Raw genomic sequence first — 18899 nt, forward strand, 5'->3', positions numbered from 1 at the left:
CGAAGTGGGCAGCGGATTTCTTGGACAAGGTAGGTGATGAGAACTTCACCAGCCGGAACGCAGAAATCGTCCGTTCTGTGAAGGAGCGGATGGAGGCAGCGGGGGGCAAACTTGGCGGTGAGGCCCCCGCTGCCGGAAGTGAAGCCGCCGCGCGCTAACGCGGCAAACCTCAACACGCTGATGAAAGGTATCAGCATGCCTAAGAATGATCTTACAACGATCCAGTTCCACGACGCCACCCTGCTTGTGCGCCGTGGCGATGCGCCGGAAACCACGCTGGTGGCGATGAAGCCCGTGGTCGAGGGGATGGGGCTTGATTGGGGCGGTCAGCACAAGAAGCTGTCGAGCCATCCGGTTCTTGCCCAAGGTGTCTCCGTAATGGAGATACCTTCTGCCGGTGGGGTTCAAGAAGTGACGGCCCTTCCGCTGAACCGCATCCACTTCTGGCTTGCGACCATCCAGCCGAACAAGATTAAAGACGACGCAATCCGCGCTCGGGTGATCCTGTTCCAGACCGAAGCCGCTGACGCCCTGTTCAACCACTTCTTCGGCGCGAAGCTGGCAGATAGCCACGAGATTACAGCCGCTGACCGGAACGCTATCGGCGGTATCGTCAAGCGGTGCGCTGGCGTCGTGATCCGCGAGGAATTGGCGAACCTTCTGCCTGCGCTGATCGAGCCGATGGTTTCGGCCCGGCTGGCTGAACAGAACATGATGATCCGGCGCGGCATGACCGCCGGTCAGATCTGGGCGCAGTATGGCTTGCCGCGCCTCAAGAACGGCCCCACGTGGCTGGGGAACCGGCTGAGCAAGATGGGCTGCCAGGTCGGTGGGAATGGTCGCGCGGAACTCGGCGGCAGGTTGGCGCGGGTTTACGATCCGGACAACGTCGCGTTCTGCATGGATAACGGTCTGCTGCACAAGGTGCGCGTCTATTGCTCCGAGCGGATGGGGCAGGGGCGTCTCAAGCTGGTGGAGGCGGCGGAATGACGGACGTTCTGTCACATCACATCGGCAAGCTGATCGAAATTGCCAACCGCGCCATTGAGGCCGATGAAATGGAGCGCCTTGCCGCGTTGGAAAAGGCTGACCTGAATGCGGCCTACGAGGACTTCAAGGAGCGGAACGGCATCGCGCACATCAATCCCGATACCCCGGAGTGGGGCGCGATGATGGACGAAACGAAGGGCGAATACGACGCTTCCGAGGCCGCTCGGCGCAAGGCTTACAACGCCAAGCGCCGTCTGAAATCGGCCATCGCACGGTATCGAGCGGCCTGAAATCACTGCCCAACTGGCCCCGCTTCGGTGGGGCTTTTTCATGGAGAAACGCCATGCCCCGCACAGGCGGTATCTACACCTTGCCATCCGGCTACTTCGCCACTTCCGGCGAAATCATCCAGCCGTCCCAGCACAACCCGCCCCTTGAGGACATTGCGCAGGCCCTGACCGATAGCCTGCCGCGCAACGGCACGGCCCCCATGACCGGCAACCTGCCCATGGGCGGCAACAGGATCACGGGCATCGCAGCCGCCGTGTCTGGCAGCCATGTCCCCCGCTACGATCAGGTCATGCCCCTGTCTGGCGGGACGGTGACCGGAACGATCACCATCCAGAACTACACTGCCCTGCGCATGTCGAACAACGCGGGTGATGAACGCGCCCTTTTGTATACCAGTGCAGCCGACGAAAATTTCGTTTACCTGCGCGTCACCGACCCTTTGGGCGGTCAGGGCTTTTACCGCTTCATGACCGGAGGCGCGGATCTTACCAGCCCGAACGATGTAGTCAGGCGCGAAAGCGGTGATGCCCGCTATATGCAGCAGTCCTGGTCTATCACGGCGGGAGATGGCCTGACGGGCGGGGGCAACGGCAGCGCAAACCGCACTGTCGCTGTGAATAACACGGTCGTCAGGACAAGCAGGGTGATTTCTGCCGGAGACGGCCTGCAAGGCGGCGGCACCCTGAGCGCGGATCGCACAATTTCTGTGGACAACACTGTCGTCAGAAACACCCGCTCCGTGAGCGGAGGGGCGGGGCTGACGGGCGGCGGTGATCTGTCTGCGAACCGCACTATCGCAATGGGCACCCCAAGCAGCATTACGAGAACCAGCACGAACACCGCGTCTGGCGACACGCACACGCATAGCCTGCCGCAAGCTGCGTTCAGAGACATGATGGCAAACTACATCCAGCCCGGACAAGTGGGCAGCGTGGTCTTTGCCGTCAACAATGGGAGCCTGATCGGAATGGGCGCTACGACGAGCGGGTCAAACCTTCGCCCCAGCGACCATAGCGGATTATCGTCGCCGGATGCTCTTTCGGGAACGTGGCAATGCTGCGGGTATTGCCCCAACGGTGCCGCAACGAACTGGCTGAGGATTTCATGATGAGCTACGAAATCAGAAACCCGCGCTGGTCGAGCGAAACCAGCGTTGATGTTGAATGGATGCATCCAGATTTCGGATGGATCAACTTCACCGCTGTAAATGGCAATATCGAACCGTGGTCCAGAGAGCCTGACTATATGCGCGATATATGGGATGGCCTGATGCGCGGCGATTACGGGCAGATTGCCCCGCAGGAGCCGCAAGCATGAGCATCCCCGCTGTGATTGCCGATAACGGTCTGGGAATGCCTGTCCGGCCGGTGGAGCGCAACGCGCCCGGCATGCAGATCGCGGAGAACGGCTTGGGCGTTCCCATCGTGATCAGCGATCTGGGAGCACCCTTCATCGTGATCGGCCTGCCCGAGCCGGAAGAACCCTGACTTAACCGACATGGCCGCTGGCCGTGACCCCGCTTCGGCGGGGCTTTTTGCATTGAGGTCATCAATGGCTGACAAGAGACGGCTGATTTCCCTGAGCATGGTTCCTCCACTGGCCGAGGAAGTCGCTTACCAGATCGACAATGGGCCGGGGGCAGAGGCCCTGCCCATTGCCCTAGACGCAGACGAGAAGGCAACCGAAGTCCAGGACCGCCTGCCGTTCAACGCCTTGCGCACGGGCGCTGCCGGCGATGGTGTTACCGACGACACGGCGGCGCTTGAGTCCGTGCAGCAGGGGCGCTCCGTGGACCTTCTGGGCCGCGTCTACTCCGTGAGCGAAGTTCCGACCGACATTGCCCCGGTCAACGGCGTCTTTCTTTTGGGCGGCGACTACATCAGCGCCCCGCCGCGCGAACAGCGACCTTTCGAGGGGCAGGCGGTCATTGTGGACAGCAACCGCCCGTGGACCTTCTGGAACGCCGGCCTCTGGTATGACGCCGAAACGAACTGGCTCTATCGCTGCGAGATGGTGTCGGCCTCTCACGATGCCTCGCGCGGCTCACGGCTCGATCTGGTGGCCTATGAGGATGCCGGCCTGACCGAGCGCTGGCGTGTCACGATCTTTTCCGACGCTGACAACCCGCGCATCCGTGCTGCCGCGATTGGCCGCATGGATGACGGTCGGATCGGCGGCGTGATTTCCACGGGCGACACGACGCGAAAGCAGTGGTTCATCTGGTGCGACAACTTCCCCGCTGGCGTTGCGGCGACCTCGGGAATGGCTTGGTCCTGCGCCGAGATTACTGGGCTGAGCGTCAATCATTTTGTGCACGGCGCGATCATGCGCGGGCCATCCGGGGCATCGGGCGACTGGATGGTCGGCACCTATGCGGGCTCGCGCGCTGCGAAACGGCTGCGGACGCTGGACAATGGCGCCACCTGGGCGGAAAGCGTCTTGCGCAACGCGGACGGCTTGCCCGGCACGCTGCCCAACCCCTCGGAGCAAGTGCAGGTGCGCGTTCCTGGCTACGGCTGGGCCATGTTTACCCGGGTTGAAACCAGTCCCGTCGCTGCCAACAATCTGTGGGTGTCTTTGTCCTCGGATGGCCTGACCTATGGGCCATGGCAAGACACGGGTGTAGTGCTGGGCAGCAACCCCATACATGCCGTGTATGACGGTGGCCGGGTCAATCTGGCTATGTGCTACAGGTCCACATATGATGGCACGCCGATCAACGACTGCCTGATGACGATCAGCATTGACCCTGCTGCGCTCTGGGCCGATCCGGGGCATATCGTGCGCCTGCCGCGCGTGCGCGAGGCCGATCTGCCGGCGCGGGCCATCGGCTACATCGACAGCGTTCGTATCGCGCCCAGCCCGGCCGATCCGATAGGCCGCTGGGTCCATTACCTCAAGGCCGGTGAAAGCAGGTCCACCTCGCGCGGGGCACGGGCGTCTCTGGTGCGGATCGGGCAGGTGCCGGTTGCTGCTCGCCAGCCCAGCGATGCAAAGCAGGTCATCACGAATTGGGCGTTCGGCCTGTCGCGGCGAGGAACCTCGTGGGGGCCGGTCAACGCTCTGACGCCTGCATGTGATCGCATCCGCCTGCGTCCCGGCAATGACAACCCGAACGTCACCGCCCAATGGGCGCCGCTGTCGGAGGCCGAGCGCGGGATACTGCCGTGGGCAACGCATGGGCTGACGCTGGCGACCGATGCGGCCAAGGCCAACTCCGGGATTGAGCAAGTGCATGTCGGCTCGGATGCGCGTCGGATCGCTGCATTGCTGGATCGGGCGGGCGGGATCGTCTCGCGCGTCTACGGTATCGGGGCGCCGCCTGTGATCGATCTGGAACTGCGCATCAACGGCAGCAACATCACCACATCGCCGCTCGTCACCTATCCCCGCGTCCCTGATCATGTGACCGGGCCGTGGTGCGCAACGCTGTTCTACGAGGTGGGCGACCTCGGGGCCGATCTGGTCAACGTCACCAGCGTCGAAATCCGCCTGACCACGGGCGCGATTGCCGGGCAGTGGATGGGGTCGCAACTGGTCGGCTGGTCGGTCTGGATCGGCAACGATGCGCCGTGGGAAAGCGGCTCGCAAGATCAGACGCCAGACAACCGCTATCTGTGGCAGGCGCTGCGGGACGGTGGCGGCCCTGTCCGCATCACGGGCGGCAACCAGATCGCGGCCAGCACGGCGCGGTTCAGCCTGTCCTGGCTGGATATGGTCGCGGCGCCCACGGTTTCGGTGTCGGACCTCGCGCATGTGGTCGTCGAACAGAAATCAGGGGACAAGGCGATTGACGCCTTTTCCATGATGTTCGCGACTGGCTCACCCGGCATTCCGACCCTGAACGCCACCACCAGCACCACTCTCGGCACCAACGAGGACGTGACGCTCAAAGTCGCCACAGACGGCGGCTGGCTGCGGCTCGATACGGGCTATTGAGCCACCCCTGACCCCCACGAAAATACGGAGGCGGCATGCCTGACACACCCCACGGGCTGCTTGGCCTGATCCAGTCCGGCTGGACGCAGATCATGGCTATCGTCGGCGTCATCTGGTGGAGCCGCAAGATCGACCTGCGGACCAAGGACCACGCCGACCGGCTGGACCGTCACGAGGCGAGGCTGCGCGGTATCGAGCAACAGGCGCAGGCGCAGGCCATCCTGCAAGCCCGGATCGAGGAAGCTCTGAGCGGCATCAAGACCACGCTGGACCGTCTCTATGCGGCGGTCAACCGGAGGGAATGACGTGACCCGCTGGTGGGCTGCCTCTCTCCTGATCAACCGCGCCCTGTGCGGCAGTGCGTCAGAACCGCTGTGCAGCCGCGTCTACCGCCAGCCTCCCAGCCGGTGGCGGGCGGTGTTCATGTTCTGCGCCGACCTCGCATTCGGCGAATTTCAGCACTGCGCCCGCATCCATCGCCGCTGGAAGGCGCTGCAACCCACGAGGACGACATGAAAACCAACTTTGACCGCTGCCTTTCGCACGTCTTGGCGAGCGAGGGCGGATGGGCCGACGACCCCAAGGACCCCGGCGGGGCCACCATGAAAGGTATCACCATCGGCACCTACCGCGCGTGGAAGGGCCGGGCCGTCACCAAGGCCGAACTGCGCGCCATCCCTGACAGTGAGGTCCGCGCCATCTACCGCCAGAACTACTGGAACCCGGTGCGTGGCGACGACCTGCCCCTCGGGCTGGATCTGGTGGCCTTCGATGGAGCGGTCAACAGCGGCGTCTCGCGCGGCGCGAAGTGGCTGCAAACCGCGGTCGGGGTCACGGTGGACGGCAAGATCGGGCCGCAGACCTTAGCTGCAGCAAAGGCGGCGCACCCCGAGGCGGTGATCGATCGGGCGTGCAGCGCGCGTCTGGCATGGCTTCGGACGACCAAACACAAGGATACCGGCAAGCTGCTCTGGCCGACCTACGGCAAGGGCTGGTCGATCCGCGTGGAAAGCGTGCGCGAGACGGCAATAGCCATGTCGAAGGTGACGGCGCCGAACGCCACCAAGCCTGCGGCGCCGTCAGCGGGCATCATCGCCGCGCTTCTGGCGCTTTTCAAGTCCATGTCCGGAGGGAAGTGACATGCCCCAACTCGTTGCCCGAATCGTCCTGCGCTACATCGCCGGCATCCTCGTCGGCTGGGGCATGCTCGGCCCCGATACCGGCTACCAGATCGCCAATGATCCGGATCTGGCAATCCTGCTGGGTATGGGCATCGCGGCCATCACCGAGGGCGTCTATCTCGTCGCCCGCAAGCGCGGCGATCCGACATGATCGCCCGGATCAAGGGCTGGCTCGCTGCGCTCGGGCTGGCCCTCGTTGCTATCCTCGGCGCATGGCTCAAGGGCCGGTCACGGGGCAGGGCGGACGCACAGGCGCGAGAGGATGCGGCCTATCGTGAGACAAGGGAAAGGATCGATCATGCGGGCAATGACGTGGACAGCGCTTCTGACGCTGATGTTGACCGCCGCTTGCGCGACCACGCAAAGCGATAGCGCGGTCTGCGCAGGGACGTCCGAGGCGGCACGCGCCCATGCTGATGCGCTGCTGATGGACGGCGGGCCCCTGAGCAAGCGCACGGGGCTGATGCTGCTGGACAAGCGGGCCGTTGGATGCGCTGGGCATTAAAAATTTAGCTTGGCAAATTCGCGGTGCAGTTTTAATGCCGCAGCATCGTAAGCGCGCGCTGCGTCCACGGCGCTATCAAACCTTCCAAGGTAAGTCAATTTTCCGTTGCTTTGGATGTGAGACAGATAGCCCCTTTTTGTTGGCGTCGTGCTAACCCCTTTGAATCCTGTTTTATTTCTTGATGAAATTATTGAATTTCTTGCGTTTTGAGACGGGTTGCGCTCTCTGAGATTGGATATTTTATTGTTGCGCTTATCCCCGTCTGAATGGTCGACCATTCCAATCGGATCGCGGCCATAATATATCGCAAAGGCCACCCTGTGGGCTTTTGCAGTGCGCCCAAAGATTGTTCCGTTGAGATAACCGCAGCCGTTTAATGTGCAGAATGCGGGCTTCCCGGCAAATCTAGTATTCCAGCCATTGCAATCTCTAGCTGTTTTAAACCACTCGGGTCCGCGCGTCTTCCAAGTCAACGCGCCTGTCTCAGGGTCATAGGACAGAAGTTGACGAAGAACATCCGGAGAGGGTAAGGGCTTGGTAGCCATCGGGCGCTCCTATCGCTCGTTATGGTTAGGCCAGCCAAGGAGGTGAGATGCCTTGGTTGGCTGCCTAATTTTCGCAGGAACGAATCGCTAACTCAAGTGATTTTCCTGCGTTTTTTGTGCTGAGCGAGAGTGTCAAAGAGCCGTGCGTAATCCATGGCCCTGACGCTGTAGCGTTTTCCGTCTGCGTCGTGGATCGCTACAGCGTGGCTGTCCAGCCCATAAGCCGCCCCCGCCAGCGCGTCCGCATGCGCCCGCTCGTCGGACAGGGCGGCGCGAGCATCTCGCTCACATTTCAGCGCAAGGTCCATCTTCTCGCGCCAAACGTCCCGCTCCCATTTCAGCCTCTCCACCTCGGCGCGGAGGCGGGCGAGTTCGTCGGCGGCTTCTCGGACGACCGCGCCGAAAGTCCATGGCATGGCGTAGGCATCTTCCTCGGTAAAGTCCCGCAGCCGTTCAATCAGATCGTCACTCATCGCGCGTCCTCCGGGGGCTGGGGCGGCTTCGGAAGCGGCGCCCAGTGGGTGGCTGGGAACTCCTCGCCGGCAGTGGTGCGTATCCGATCCGACAAGACGCAGATCGCCGGCACCCACCGCCAATCCTCATTCCGATATGTCGCGATGAACGGATCGCCATAGTCAGGGCACGTCTCAATCGGTTGCCAGTCGCTCATGTCCTCTCCTTCTGGTCTCGGGGGTGGGGTGGGAGCTTCCGAACCTTCCTCGTTGATTGCAGCCATACTCTTCGCAGCATGACCTGTGTGCGTAGCGGATAATGCCATCGCCTGCCGTCCCAGACGCGCGGGCCTCCCTTACGTCTCTGCCACGCCAGCCACTCCGCTGTCGTCATCCAGTGATCGTCCATGTCCCACGCAATGGCCGACCAGCCGTCAGTCTGCGGGCGCCACAGGGGGGCGTGGTAATAGTCTGGCGGGGTGACCCCATCGCAGCGCCGGCTCATGGCGTCATTCCTCTGTGGTGGGGCTACGGAAAGCGGCGTCAGCAGCACGCCAGAACGCCCAGAGCGCGGCGCAGAAATAGACCAGTGACCCCATATCCAAGGGGCGGTCATAGGCGGCCAAGAACAGCCATGCGATGCCGATAAGCTCGTATCCTTGCGCTCTGGTCATGGGGTCTTTCCTCTGTGGTGGGGCGTGGAGAATCGCGCGCTGAATTGCGCGAGTTCTGTGATTGCGTCCGCAGGGGAAGGTTCAATCGACTTATGCGCGCTTCGTATGCGCTGGCCTAAGTCGTTGAAAATAATGGTGGGCGATAACGGATTTGAACCGCTGACATCTTCGATGTGAACGAAGCGCTCTACCGCTGAGCTAATCGCCCGATGCGCGCTAGATAGCCGCAGCCGCGGCGGGCTGCAAGAGGATTCGGGTGAAAAATCACGCCTCGTCGGCGGCGCGGCGGCGCAGGCGCAGGGTGATGACCTCGCCGCCGGAACTGTCGTTGCGCCGGCTGATCCGGGCGCGGCCAAGCGGTGGCAGGGCCAGCGTCATGCCTGCGGCGATGGCCTCGTCCAACTCGGCCAGGGTCGCCTCGACCACAGCCTTGACCTCGCTGTTGCGCAGGCCGGTCCGGCGCGCCACCTGGGCCAGAAGCTGCCGCTTTTGCAGAACTTTCGCCGGTTCCGGCTCGGCGATGCTTTTTCCTTCCGGTTTCCCCTCCGATCTTGCCATGAGCGAACTCCTTTCTGTTGGAGCCTCGGTCAAGAAAAAACCGCGCGGGATGGCCCGCGCGGTTCCGGTGTCAGTGGGCGACCGCCGCGCCGCCGCTTCCCTGGTCGCGGGTCGCGGCAAGGCGGGTGGCCTCGGCCGCCTCCTCGGCGGCCTCGTCCCATTCGATGGGTTCGGGTATCCGCACCAGCGCGTGCTGCAAGACCTCGCGCACATGACTGACGGGGATGATCTTCAGCCCTTCCTTCACATTGGCCGGAATCTCGGCCAGATCCTTCTCGTTATCGGCCGGGATCAGCACGGTCTTGATGCCCCCGCGCAGCGCCGCCAGCAGCTTTTCCTTGAGCCCGCCGATGGCCAGCACATTGCCGCGCAAGGTGACCTCGCCGGTCATGGCGACATCCTTGCGGACCGGGATCTGCGTCAGCACCGAGACGATCGAGGTCACCATGGCGACCCCCGCCGAAGGCCCGTCCTTGGGCGTCGCGCCTTCGGGGACGTGGACATGGATGTCCACCGTCTCGAATTTCGGCGGCTTCACCCCGATGAGGGGGCTGATCGAGCGGACGAAGGAGGACGCGGCGTCGATCGATTCCTTCATTACGTCGCCCAGTTTCCCGGTCGTCTTCATGCGGCCCTTGCCCGGAAGCTTCAGTGCCTCGATCTGCAACAGATCGCCGCCGACCTGGGTCCAGGCCAGGCCCGTCACCACGCCGACCTGGTCGTCCTTTTCGGCCAGGCCATAGCGATGGCGGCGCACGCCCAGGTATTCCTCGGCCTTCTCGGGCGTGACCTCGACCGTCTTGACCTTGCCCTTGAGGATATCGGTCACGGCCTTGCGGGCCAGCTTGGCGATCTCGCGCTCCAGGGACCGCACGCCCGCCTCGCGGGTGTAGTAGCGGATCACATGGGTCAGTGCCTCGTCCGTCACCGAGAACTCGCCCTTGCGCAGCCCGTTCGCCTTGATCTGCTTGGGCAGCAGGTGCTGGCGCGCGATCTCGCGCTTTTCGTCCTCGGTATAGCCGGCCAGCGGGATGATCTCCATCCGGTCGAGCAGGGGCCCCGGCATGTTGTAGCTGTTGGCCGTGGTCACGAACATCACGTTCGACAGGTCGTATTCCACTTCCAGATAGTGGTCCACGAAGGTCGCGTTCTGTTCGGGGTCCAGCACCTCCAGCATGGCCGAGGCCGGGTCGCCGCGGAAGTCCTGGCCCATCTTGTCGATCTCGTCGAGCAGGATCAGCGGGTTGGTGGTCTTGGCTTTCTTCAGCGCCTGGATGATCTTGCCGGGCATCGAGCCGATATAGGTCCGGCGGTGGCCGCGGATCTCGGATTCGTCACGCACCCCGCCAAGGCTGATGCGGATGAATTCGCGGCCCGTGGCGCGCGCCACCGAACGCCCCAGCGAGGTCTTGCCGACGCCCGGAGGGCCGACGAGGCACAGGATCGGCCCCTTCAGCTTGGCCGAACGGTTCTGCACCGCCAGGTATTCGACGATCCGTTCCTTGACCTTTTCCAAGCCGTAATGATCGGCATCCAAGACCTCCTCGGCCTTGCCGAGGTCCTTGCGGATACGCGACTTGACGCCCCAGGGCAGCGACAGCAGCCAGTCGAGATAGTTGCGGCTGACCGTGGCCTCGGCCGACATCGGCGACATCGACTTCAGCTTCTTCAGCTCGGCCTCGGCCTTTTCGCGGGCTTCCTTGCTGAACTTGGTCTGCCGGATCTTTTCTTCCAGCTCGGTGATCTCGTTCGATCCGTCCTCGCCGTCGCCCAGCTCGCGCTGAATGGCCTTCATCTGCTCATTCAGATAGTATTCGCGCTGGGTCTTCTCCATCTGGGTCTTGACGCGGGACTTGATCTTCTTCTCGACCTGCAGGACCGACATCTCGCCTTGCATCAGGCCATAGACCTTTTCCAGCCGCTCGGCGGTGACCAGCGTTTCCAGAAGTTCCTGCTTCTTGTCCAGCGCGATGCCCAGATGGCCGCTGACCAGATCGGCCAGGCGTTCCGCATCGCGCGCCTCGGCCACGGCCGAGACGACTTCTTCGGGGATGTTCTTGCGCACCTTGACGTAACGCTCGAACTCCTCGGCGACGGCGCGGGTCAGGGCGGTCAGCGTATCCTCGTCGCCCGGCTGCTCGGCCAGCGTTTCGCAGCGGGCCTCGAAATAGGCGTCGTTCGGCACGAATTCGGTGATGCGCACGCGTTCGCGCCCTTCGACCAGAACCTTGACGGTCCCGTCGGGCAGTTTCAACAGTTGCAGCACATTGGCCAGCACGCCGGTGCGGAAGATCCCATCGGCGGCGGGCTCATCGACCGCGGCATCCTTCTGCGCTGCGAGAAGGATCGGGCGATCCTGTTCCATCACGGCTTCGAGCGCCCGCACCGATTTCTCGCGCCCGACGAACAGCGGCACGATCATGTGCGGAAACACCACGATATCCCGCAAGGGCAGGACCGGATGGGTGGTTTGGGCGAATTCGTTCATGGAATCAGTCCTTTCTCGCCAAGAGGCGCAACCCCTAAGACAGGCAGTCTGCGCCCCCTGCTGGCTGACAAGATAGGAAGCCGGCGCAGGAGGTTCAATGGGGGATTGGTTCGTCGTTTGTTCCTGGGCTGGCGGATGGAAAAGAGCCCCCGGCGCGAACCGGGGGCCCTGGCAGTCGTCTAACCTGGGTGATTGACGCGTTCAGACCTTGTCCTTGAAGAAGCTGTTGATCTGCTCGTCGGCCTTTTCCTTGGTCCAGCCGTATTTTTCCTGAAGCTTGCCGGCAAGCTTATCCTTCTTGCCCGCGACCTCGGTCAATTCGTCATCGGTGAAATCGCCCCATTTCTCCTTGACGCTGCCCTTGAGCTGGTTCCACTTGCCTTCGATGATATCCCAGTTCATCGGCTCTCCTTTCGATCGGATTGCATTTGCATATGGGAATTGAACACCCGTTCCGGGCCGGGGGTTCCCGGGCCGATGCGGAAATCCTGTCGCGGATCGGTCCCCGATGGCCTGGCGCGCCGGCATCCCGGCCGAAGCGGCCTGATCCGGAAGGGGAAAATCCCGGGCAGGGAAAATGCAAGAATCCGCTTCGGCCGAGCCGGCCGGCCTTGCCCGGCGATCCCGCGCCCTCCGAAGAGCGCTATTGCCGAATTCCGATGCTTCGACGGGGTTGCGGCTGCATCCACCGCCCTTACAGGGCGAGGTGGCATGGCCCGGATGCGCGGGAATCGGCGGTTCCGGCCGGCCATGTTCCAGAGCGATTTTCGGAGGTTCGCAGCAAGTCGTGCGCATTTTCCGAGATCATCTTTTGGGCGATCCATATTACCAAATGCACGCCATGGGGGAATGCCAAGCAATTCCCGTTGGTTTGGCCGGTAAATCTGATCATTTAACGAAACTTTCCCTTAGGGCATCGGCGGAAAAGCGCCATGGCTTTGTCGAAGTGATCGACAAGTCTTTGGCGGAATGTCAAATTTGAGGTCTAGAGTGACCGGGTGAGGACGGTGCCCACGTCTCACCCGGTCTTGCCGAACCTGTAAAAGTGGAAATCGTTCAACGGCTGAAACTAACCCTGCAATGAAAGCCGTTTAGCGGGAACCTGCCTTTTTGGTGAGGTTCATTGCGAATTTTTCCTGCCCGCACAATTCAGACGTGTTTACGGTGCCTGTTTTCGAGCTTTCTCGCATTCAGGTTGAATACGGGAATCTGAATTCATCTCTGGAATGAGATGCCGTCTTGTTGCTAAGACCTGTCGCGGTAAAGATTCGCATGATAGGTGTGCCATGACGGACGAGGGCAAGGATCAGGACCAGAGGGATATGTCCCCCGTGTCCCGGGCGGCCGAAAGGGCCGCGCGCCAGGCGGCCAACCGAGCCGAGCGCGAGGCGCGACGCCAGGCCCGCCAGGCCGAACGCAAGGGGCGCAGGGCCGATGCGGCCGCCGGGGTTCTGGCAGCCGACCCCGCCCCAGCACAGGCAACTTCCTTCAATATCCTGTTGGTCGGGCAGGGCATGCGCCTGGGCATGGAGGCGGTGCTGTTCGCCGCCAGCCTGCGCCGCCATGCCCCGGACTGGCAGGGACGGCTGATCGTCGCGGAGCCTCGGCCCGAGGGCGCCTGGGCCGGCACGCAGACCCTGATGCCCGATGCCATCCGCCACGCGCTTGCCGGCTTCGACGCCGAGATCCTGCCCTTTGCCGCCCGGCATTTCGGCGCCAGCTATCCCTACGGCAACAAGATCGAGGCCCTGGCGGTCCTGCCGCCGCATGAACCGTTCATCTTCTTCGACAGCGATACGCTGGTGACGGGACCGCTGGACCGGCTGCCCTTCGACTTTTCGCGCCCCTCGGCCTCGATGCGCCGGACCGGAACCTGGCCCGAGCCGCCGCTCTACGGTCCAGGCTACGGCGCGATCTGGAAATCGCTCTATGACCGTTTCGGGCTGGATTACGAAGGCTCGCTGGACCGCAGCCACCCGGACGAGCATTGGGAGCGCTACCTCTATTTCAATGCCGGCTGGTTCTTCGGCGCCGATCCGCAGGAGTTCGGCCGGCGTTTCCTGGACTGGACGCTGGCGATCCGCACCGATCCGGGCGAGGCGTTGGCCTGCCAGAAGCTCGATGTGTTGCTGGACCAGGTGGCGCTTCCGCTGGTGATCCACGCGCTTGGCGGCGGGCGCCCGGGGCCAGGTCTGGCCGGTCTCGACGGCGACGTGACCTGTCATTACCGCGATCTGCCCCTGCTCTATGCCCGGGAAAGCGACCATGCCGTCGAGACGGTCGAGGCACTTTTGCGCGATCCGCGCCTGGGACCGCTGGCCGAAGCATGGGAGCCGGCAAGGAAGATCGTGCTGGAGGGCGTGGGGCGCAACAGCATCCGCCCCATGTTCGACCGCCGCGCCCCACTGATCGAAGGGCGGACGCGGCAGATCCTGAAGAAGGCCGGCCTCTGGCTGCGCTGACGGCGGCTGCGGGCCGGGGATGCGCCATCCCGGCCCGGCCGTGTTTTCCTTAGCCCGCGCTCAGCACCGCGTCGCAGCGGGCGCAGGTGCCCGGATGCTTGTGGCTGCCGACATCGGGCAGGATCTTCCAGCAGCGCTGGCATTTCTCGCCCTCGGCCAGCTCGAAAACCACGCCGACGCCCGGCACGTCCGACAGCCGGAACGCCTCGCCCGGCGCCGGATCGCCGGTCAGGCTCAGGTCCGAGGTGATGCAGATATCGGCGAAATCCACCGATTTCAGCGCCTTGAGCTCATCGGCCTCATCGACATGCACCACCGGCGCGGCTTCCAGGCTGGCGCCGATCACCTTGTCGGTGCGCTTGATCTCCAGCGCGGCGGTCACCACGCGGCGGATGCGGCGGATGGTTTCCCATTTCCGGGCCAGCGGATCGTTCAGCCATGTGGCGGGCGTGGCCGGGAAATCCTGCAAATGGACCGAGCCGTCCTCGGACGGGAAGCGGCTCAGCCAGACATCCTCCATGGTAAAGGGCAGGATCGGCGCCAGCCAGGTCACCAGCCGATGGAACAGCAGGTCCAGCACCGTCCGCACGGCCCGCCGCCGCAGCGCATCGGGCGCGTCGCAGTAAAGCGCATCCTTGCGGATGTCGAAATAAAAGGCCGACAGGTCCACCGTGGCGAACTGGAACACGGCCTGGAACACGCCCTGGAAGTCGAAGCTGTCATAGCCATGGCGCAATTGCCGGTCGATCTGCGCAAGGCGATGCAGCACCCATTGCTCCAGTTCCGGCATCTCGGCCACGTCGATGCGCTCGGCCTCGGTAAAGCCGGCAAGGTTGCCCAGGATGAAGCGCAGCGTGTTGCGCAGCCGGCGATAGCTGTCGGCGGTGCCCTTCAGGATCTCCGGCCCGATGCGCTGGTCGGCGGTGTAGTCGGTCTGCGCCACCCACAGCCGCAGGATGTCGGCGCCGTATTGCTTGATGACCTCGGCCGGCACGATGGTATTGCCGAGCGACTTGGACATCTTCATGCCCTTCTCGTCCAGCGTGAAGCCATGCGTCACCACGTTGCGATAGGGCGCCCGGCCCTTGGTCGCACAGGCCTGCAAGAGCGAGGACTGGAACCAGCCGCGATGCTGGTCGGTGCCCTCCAGATAGACGTCGGCGATGCCGTCCGGCGCCCCGTCGGCGCGGTCGCGCAGCACGAAGGCATGGGTCGAGCCGCTGTCGAACCAGACGTCCAGCACGTCCATGACCTGCTCGTAATCCTCGGGGGCGACGATGCCCGCCAGCACCTCGTCCTTGAAGCCGGCGCGATACCAGACATCGGCGCCGTCCCGCTCGAATGCGGCGATGATGCGGTCGTTCACGCGCTGGTCGCGCAGCAGGAAGTCCGCATCCGTCGGCTTGGCGCCCTTCTGGACGAAACAGGTCAGCGGCACGCCCCAGGCGCGCTGGCGCGACAGCACCCAGTCGGGCCGGTTCTCGATCATCGAATGGATGCGGTTGCGCCCCGATTGCGGCCACCATTTCACCAGCCTGTCGATGCTGGTCAGCGCGCGCGTGCGGATGGTTCCGCCGTATTCGCCCATGCCGTCGGTCAGTTCGTGGTCGATGGCGGCGAACCATTGCGGCGTGTTGCGATAGATCAGCGGCGCCTTGGAACGCCAGCTATGCGGGTAGGAGTGCTTGATCTTGCCTTTGGCCAGCAACGCGCCCGCCCAGGCAAGCTGCTTGATCACGCTGACATTGGCCGGGCCTTCCTTGCCGTCCGGGCCGATGATCGCCTGCCCGCCGAAGATCGGCAGGTCGGCGCGATAGGACCCGTCCGGCTCGACGTTATAGGTCATCGGCAGCCGGTATTTCAGGCCAAGCTGATAGTCGTCGTCGCCATGGCTGGGCGCGGTATGCACGAAGCCGGTGCCGGCGTCGTCGGTGACGTGATCGCCCGGCAGCATGGGCACGTCATAGTCCCACTCGCCGGCGCCGCCCTCGACGCCGCGCAGCGGATGCGCCAGCACCAGCCCCTCCAGGTCGGCCGCCGCGACGTCGCGGACGCGCTGCCAATCCTCGACTTTCGCGGCCTGCCGCAGGCTTTCGGCCAGCGCGTCGGCCAGCACCAGCAATTCGCCGGGCTTCGCGGTCGCGTTCTCGGCCACCGCGCCGACCCGGTAAAGCCCGTAACCGATGCCCGGATTATAGGCCACTGCCCGGTTCTGCGGGATGGTCCAGGGGGTCGTGGTCCAGATCACCACGCTGGCGCCCTTTTCCGTTTCCCAAATACCCTGCGACGATGCCACCCGGAACCGCACCCAGATGGTGTGGCTGGTATGGTCGTGATATTCGACCTCGGCCTCGGCCAGCGCGGTCTTCTCGACCGGCGACCACATCACCGGCTTCGAACCCTGGTAGAGCGAGCCGTTCATCAGCAGCTTCATGAAATCGGCCGCGATCACCGCCTCGGCATGATAATCCATGGTCAGGTAGGGATCGTCCCATTTGCCGGTGATGCCCAGCCGCTTGAACTCCTCGCGCTGGATATCGACCCATCCCTGGGCAAAGCGGCGGCATTCCTGGCGGAACTCGATCATGTCGACCGCATCCTTGTCCAGGCCGGCCTTGCGGTATTTCTCCTCGATCTTCCATTCGATCGGCAGGCCGTGGCAGTCCCAGCCCGGCACATAGCGCGCATCCCGGCCCATCATCTGGTGGCTGCGCACCACGATGTCCTTGATCGTCTTGTTCAGCGCGTGGCCGATATGCAGGTTGCCGTTCGCATAGGGCGGGCCGTCATGCAGGATGAAGGGCGTGCGGCCCGCGGCGCGCTCGCGCAGCCGGTCGTAGATCCCGATGCGCTCCCAGCGTGCCAGCCATTCCGGCTCGCGCTGCGGCAGGCCGGCGCGCATCGGGAAATCGGTCTGGGGCAGGAAGACGGTGTCGCGGTAATCGGGCGCGGCTTGGGTATCGGTGGTCGTATCGCTCATCTGGCGGGAATCCTTCGGTGGCTGGGCAGGCATGCATGACCCGGCGGCGAGGGACGCTCCTACGCCGCCGGGCGGATAATTCGAAAGATCCCGGCCCTGCTGAACATGCGCGGGTTATAGGAAACCGCCCCGACCCCTGCAAGCGCGGCTTGCACCTGCGGCCGGCCTGGGGCAGCAAGCGGCCATGAGCTACAGGATCGCCATCGCGGGCGCCGGGATCGGCGGCCTCGCCGCTGCCGCGCTGCTGGCCCGCGAGGGCCACGACGTCACTCTGTTCGAGCGTTTCGCCGCGCCGCGTCCCCTGGGCTCGGGGCTGGTGATCCAGCCGGTCGGGCTGGCCGTGCTGGACCGGATCGGCGCGGGCGAGGACACGCGCCGCCTCTCCAGCCCCATCGCCCGCATGCTCGGGCACGAGGCGCGGGGCAGCAAGGTGCTGGACGTCTCCTATCCCGCGGATGCGCCGGGCCGCGGCATCCACCGCGCCACGTTGTTCCAACTGCTCTGGGACCGGGTTGCTGCGCTCGGCCTGCCGATGGTGACCTCGGCCGAGATCGTCTCGGCCGGCCCGGACGGGGCCGGGCGGCGCCTCATGCTGGCCGACGGGCGCGATTTCGGCCCTTTCGACCTGGTCGTCGATGCCAGCGGCGCGGGTTCGCGACTGTCGCCCCTGCAGGCGCGGCCGCTGGGCTATGGCGCGATCTGGGGCACGGTGCCCTGGCCCGAAACGGATTTCCCGCGCAGCGAACTGCGGCAGCGTTACCGCGCCGCCAGCCGGATGGCGGGCGTGCTGCCCATCGGCTGCCTGCCCGGCGATCCGACGCCCCGCGCCGCCGTCTTCTGGTCCATGCCGCTGGACGAACTGGACCGCTGGCCGCAGGCGCCGATGGCCCATTGGCGCGACGGGGTTGCCGCGCTCTGGCCGCAGATGGCGCCGTTCCTGGAAACCATCCGCGAGAATGCGCAGATGACCCAGGCGCGCTACAGCCACGGCACCCTGCGCCGCCCCTGGGCGCCGGGCCTGGTCCATATCGGCGACGCTGCGCATCGCGCCAGCCCGCAACTGGGGCAGGGGGCGAACATGGCGCTGCTCGATGCCTTCGCGCTGGCCCGTGCGCTGCGCCGTCCGCTCGAAGAGGCCCTGCCGGATTACGCCGCCATGCGCCGCTGGCATGTCCGCATCTACCAGGCGATGAGCGCCGCCTTCACCCCGATGTATCAGTCGGGCAGCCGTAGCCTGCCCTGGCTGCGCGACCTGGTGCTCGCGCCGCTCTCTACCTTGCCGCTGCTGCGGGGCGGGCTGACGCATCTTGTCGCGGGCACCATGATCCCGCCGCTTTCGGGGGTGCGCGATCCGTGACGGGCTTGCAGGACCGGCCGTGCGGGTCCATATCCGCCGCATGATCCCGCCGCGCTTTGACGTCACCCCCGAACAGATCGACCGCGTCGTCGCCACCTTCTACGCCGCGATCCGCCGGCACGAGGTGCTGGGCCCGGTCTTTGCCGGCCATGTCGCCGACTGGCCCGAGCACGAGGCCAAGATCGCCCGCTTCTGGCGCAACGCCATCCTGTATGAGCGCGGCTATGACGGCAATCCGATGCAGGTGCACATGCGTGCCGGAGACGTGAAGGCCCAGCATTTCGCGCCCTGGCTCATGCTTTTCGACGAAACCCTGCGCCGGACGCTGCCGGCCGAGACGGCCCGGGCCTGGTCGGCGCTGGCGCATCGCATCGGCGCGGGGCTGCGCATGGGGGTCGAGGACCTGCGCGAGCGCCGCCCCGGCCCGCCGGTCTTGCGCTGAGCCGCGCACGGGCGTAAACAAAACGGGAACATCCG

20 protein-coding genes and 1 tRNA gene are annotated in these 18899 nt (G+C 64.5%); 13 read left to right on the forward strand and 8 right to left on the reverse strand.

The genetic code is table 11. The features are described from left to right. Positions 1-117: 117 nt before the first annotated feature. The 10 genes from QPR87_RS17440 to QPR87_RS17485 all read left to right on the forward strand — a co-directional run bounded on the left by QPR87_RS17440 (position 118) and on the right by QPR87_RS17485 (position 6906). The gene (locus QPR87_RS17440; RefSeq protein ID WP_285050653.1) at positions 118-990 is read left to right on the forward strand and encodes a phage antirepressor N-terminal domain-containing protein; all 873 of its coding nucleotides are present in this window, start codon (positions 118-120) and stop codon (positions 988-990) included. Continuing rightward, positions 987-1280: a hypothetical protein gene (locus QPR87_RS17445; protein ID WP_285050612.1), complete on the forward strand. Its 294-nt coding sequence runs from the start codon at positions 987-989 to the stop codon at positions 1278-1280. Before QPR87_RS17440 ends, QPR87_RS17445 begins: the two co-directional genes overlap by 4 nt. 53 nt (positions 1281-1333) lie before the next feature. Further along, complete coding sequence (locus tag QPR87_RS17450; RefSeq protein WP_285050613.1) at positions 1334-2389, forward strand: hypothetical protein; 1056 nt, start codon at positions 1334-1336, stop codon at positions 2387-2389. Beyond that, positions 2389-2598, forward strand: a complete 210-nt coding sequence (locus QPR87_RS17455) for a hypothetical protein (RefSeq protein WP_285050614.1) — start codon at positions 2389-2391, stop codon at positions 2596-2598. Before QPR87_RS17450 ends, QPR87_RS17455 begins: the two co-directional genes overlap by 1 nt. Next, positions 2595-2768 carry a hypothetical protein gene (locus QPR87_RS17460; protein ID WP_285050615.1) on the forward strand — a complete coding sequence of 58 codons (174 nt, stop codon included), beginning with the start codon at positions 2595-2597 and terminating at the stop codon, positions 2766-2768. Before QPR87_RS17455 ends, QPR87_RS17460 begins: the two co-directional genes overlap by 4 nt. A gap of 64 nt (positions 2769-2832) precedes the next feature. Next, positions 2833-5220, forward strand: coding sequence for a hypothetical protein (locus QPR87_RS17465; protein WP_285050616.1), 2388 nt, complete (start codon positions 2833-2835; stop codon positions 5218-5220). A gap of 35 nt (positions 5221-5255) precedes the next feature. After that, positions 5256-5525, forward strand: a complete 270-nt coding sequence (locus tag QPR87_RS17470) for a hypothetical protein (protein WP_285050617.1) — start codon at positions 5256-5258, stop codon at positions 5523-5525. Positions 5526-5732: 207 nt separating this feature from the next. Continuing rightward, positions 5733-6359, forward strand: coding sequence for a glycoside hydrolase family 108 protein (locus tag QPR87_RS17475; protein ID WP_285050618.1), 627 nt, complete (start codon positions 5733-5735; stop codon positions 6357-6359). 1 nt (position 6360) lies between these two features. Further along, positions 6361-6552 carry a hypothetical protein gene (locus QPR87_RS17480; protein ID WP_285050619.1) on the forward strand — a complete coding sequence of 64 codons (192 nt, stop codon included), beginning with the start codon at positions 6361-6363 and terminating at the stop codon, positions 6550-6552. Positions 6553-6699: 147 nt separating this feature from the next. After that, positions 6700-6906 (forward strand): hypothetical protein, encoded by a 207-nt coding sequence (locus QPR87_RS17485; RefSeq protein ID WP_285050620.1) that lies wholly within the window; start codon positions 6700-6702, stop codon positions 6904-6906. Here QPR87_RS17485 and QPR87_RS17490 read toward each other — a convergent pair. The 7 genes from QPR87_RS17490 to QPR87_RS17520 form a co-directional block, all read right to left on the reverse strand. Next, positions 6903-7451, reverse strand: a complete 549-nt coding sequence (locus QPR87_RS17490; RefSeq protein WP_285050621.1) for an HNH endonuclease — start codon at positions 7449-7451, stop codon at positions 6903-6905. The two genes, QPR87_RS17485 and QPR87_RS17490, sit on opposite strands and share 4 nt — an antisense overlap. 92 nt (positions 7452-7543) lie before the next feature. Continuing rightward, complete coding sequence (locus tag QPR87_RS17495) at positions 7544-7924, reverse strand: hypothetical protein (protein ID WP_285050622.1); 381 nt, start codon at positions 7922-7924, stop codon at positions 7544-7546. Positions 7925-8412: 488 nt separating this feature from the next. Then, entirely contained in the window at positions 8413-8577 is a 165-nt protein-coding gene (locus tag QPR87_RS17500) for a hypothetical protein (protein ID WP_285050623.1), read from the reverse strand. A 133-nt stretch (positions 8578-8710) separates the two neighbouring features. Further along, positions 8711-8785: transfer RNA gene (locus tag QPR87_RS17505), tRNA-Val, on the reverse strand. A 56-nt stretch (positions 8786-8841) separates the two neighbouring features. After that, the gene (locus tag QPR87_RS17510) at positions 8842-9135 is read right to left on the reverse strand and encodes an HU family DNA-binding protein (RefSeq protein ID WP_104494022.1); all 294 of its coding nucleotides are present in this window, start codon (positions 9133-9135) and stop codon (positions 8842-8844) included. A 70-nt stretch (positions 9136-9205) separates the two neighbouring features. Beyond that, positions 9206-11623 (reverse strand): endopeptidase La, encoded by a 2418-nt coding sequence (gene lon / locus QPR87_RS17515; RefSeq protein ID WP_285050624.1) that lies wholly within the window; start codon positions 11621-11623, stop codon positions 9206-9208. Between the two features lie 201 nt (positions 11624-11824). Next, a complete protein-coding gene (locus QPR87_RS17520; RefSeq protein WP_011749846.1) occupies positions 11825-12025 on the reverse strand; it encodes a CsbD family protein in 201 nt (66 codons plus the stop codon). 884 nt (positions 12026-12909) lie between these two features. Here QPR87_RS17520 and QPR87_RS17525 point away from each other — a divergent pair. Continuing rightward, the gene (locus tag QPR87_RS17525; RefSeq protein ID WP_502921621.1) at positions 12910-14085 is read left to right on the forward strand and encodes a GT-B fold glycosyltransferase domain-containing protein; all 1176 of its coding nucleotides are present in this window, start codon (positions 12910-12912) and stop codon (positions 14083-14085) included. Between the two features lie 49 nt (positions 14086-14134). On the opposite strand, the gene ileS is transcribed toward QPR87_RS17525, so the two are convergent. Continuing rightward, the gene (ileS, locus tag QPR87_RS17530) at positions 14135-17065 is read right to left on the reverse strand and encodes an isoleucine--tRNA ligase (RefSeq protein WP_285050626.1); all 2931 of its coding nucleotides are present in this window, start codon (positions 17063-17065) and stop codon (positions 14135-14137) included. A gap of 184 nt (positions 17066-17249) precedes the next feature. On the opposite strand from ileS, the gene QPR87_RS17535 reads away from it, so the two are divergent. Then, positions 17250-18422: an FAD-dependent oxidoreductase gene (locus QPR87_RS17535; protein WP_285050627.1), complete on the forward strand. Its 1173-nt coding sequence runs from the start codon at positions 17250-17252 to the stop codon at positions 18420-18422. A 40-nt stretch (positions 18423-18462) separates the two neighbouring features. Further along, a complete protein-coding gene (locus QPR87_RS17540; protein WP_041530374.1) occupies positions 18463-18864 on the forward strand; it encodes a group III truncated hemoglobin in 402 nt (133 codons plus the stop codon). Positions 18865-18899 lie beyond the last annotated feature (35 nt).

The sequence above is a fragment of the Paracoccus sp. SSJ genome, assembly GCF_030234105.1.
GTDB lineage: Bacteria > Pseudomonadota > Alphaproteobacteria > Rhodobacterales > Rhodobacteraceae > Paracoccus > Paracoccus denitrificans.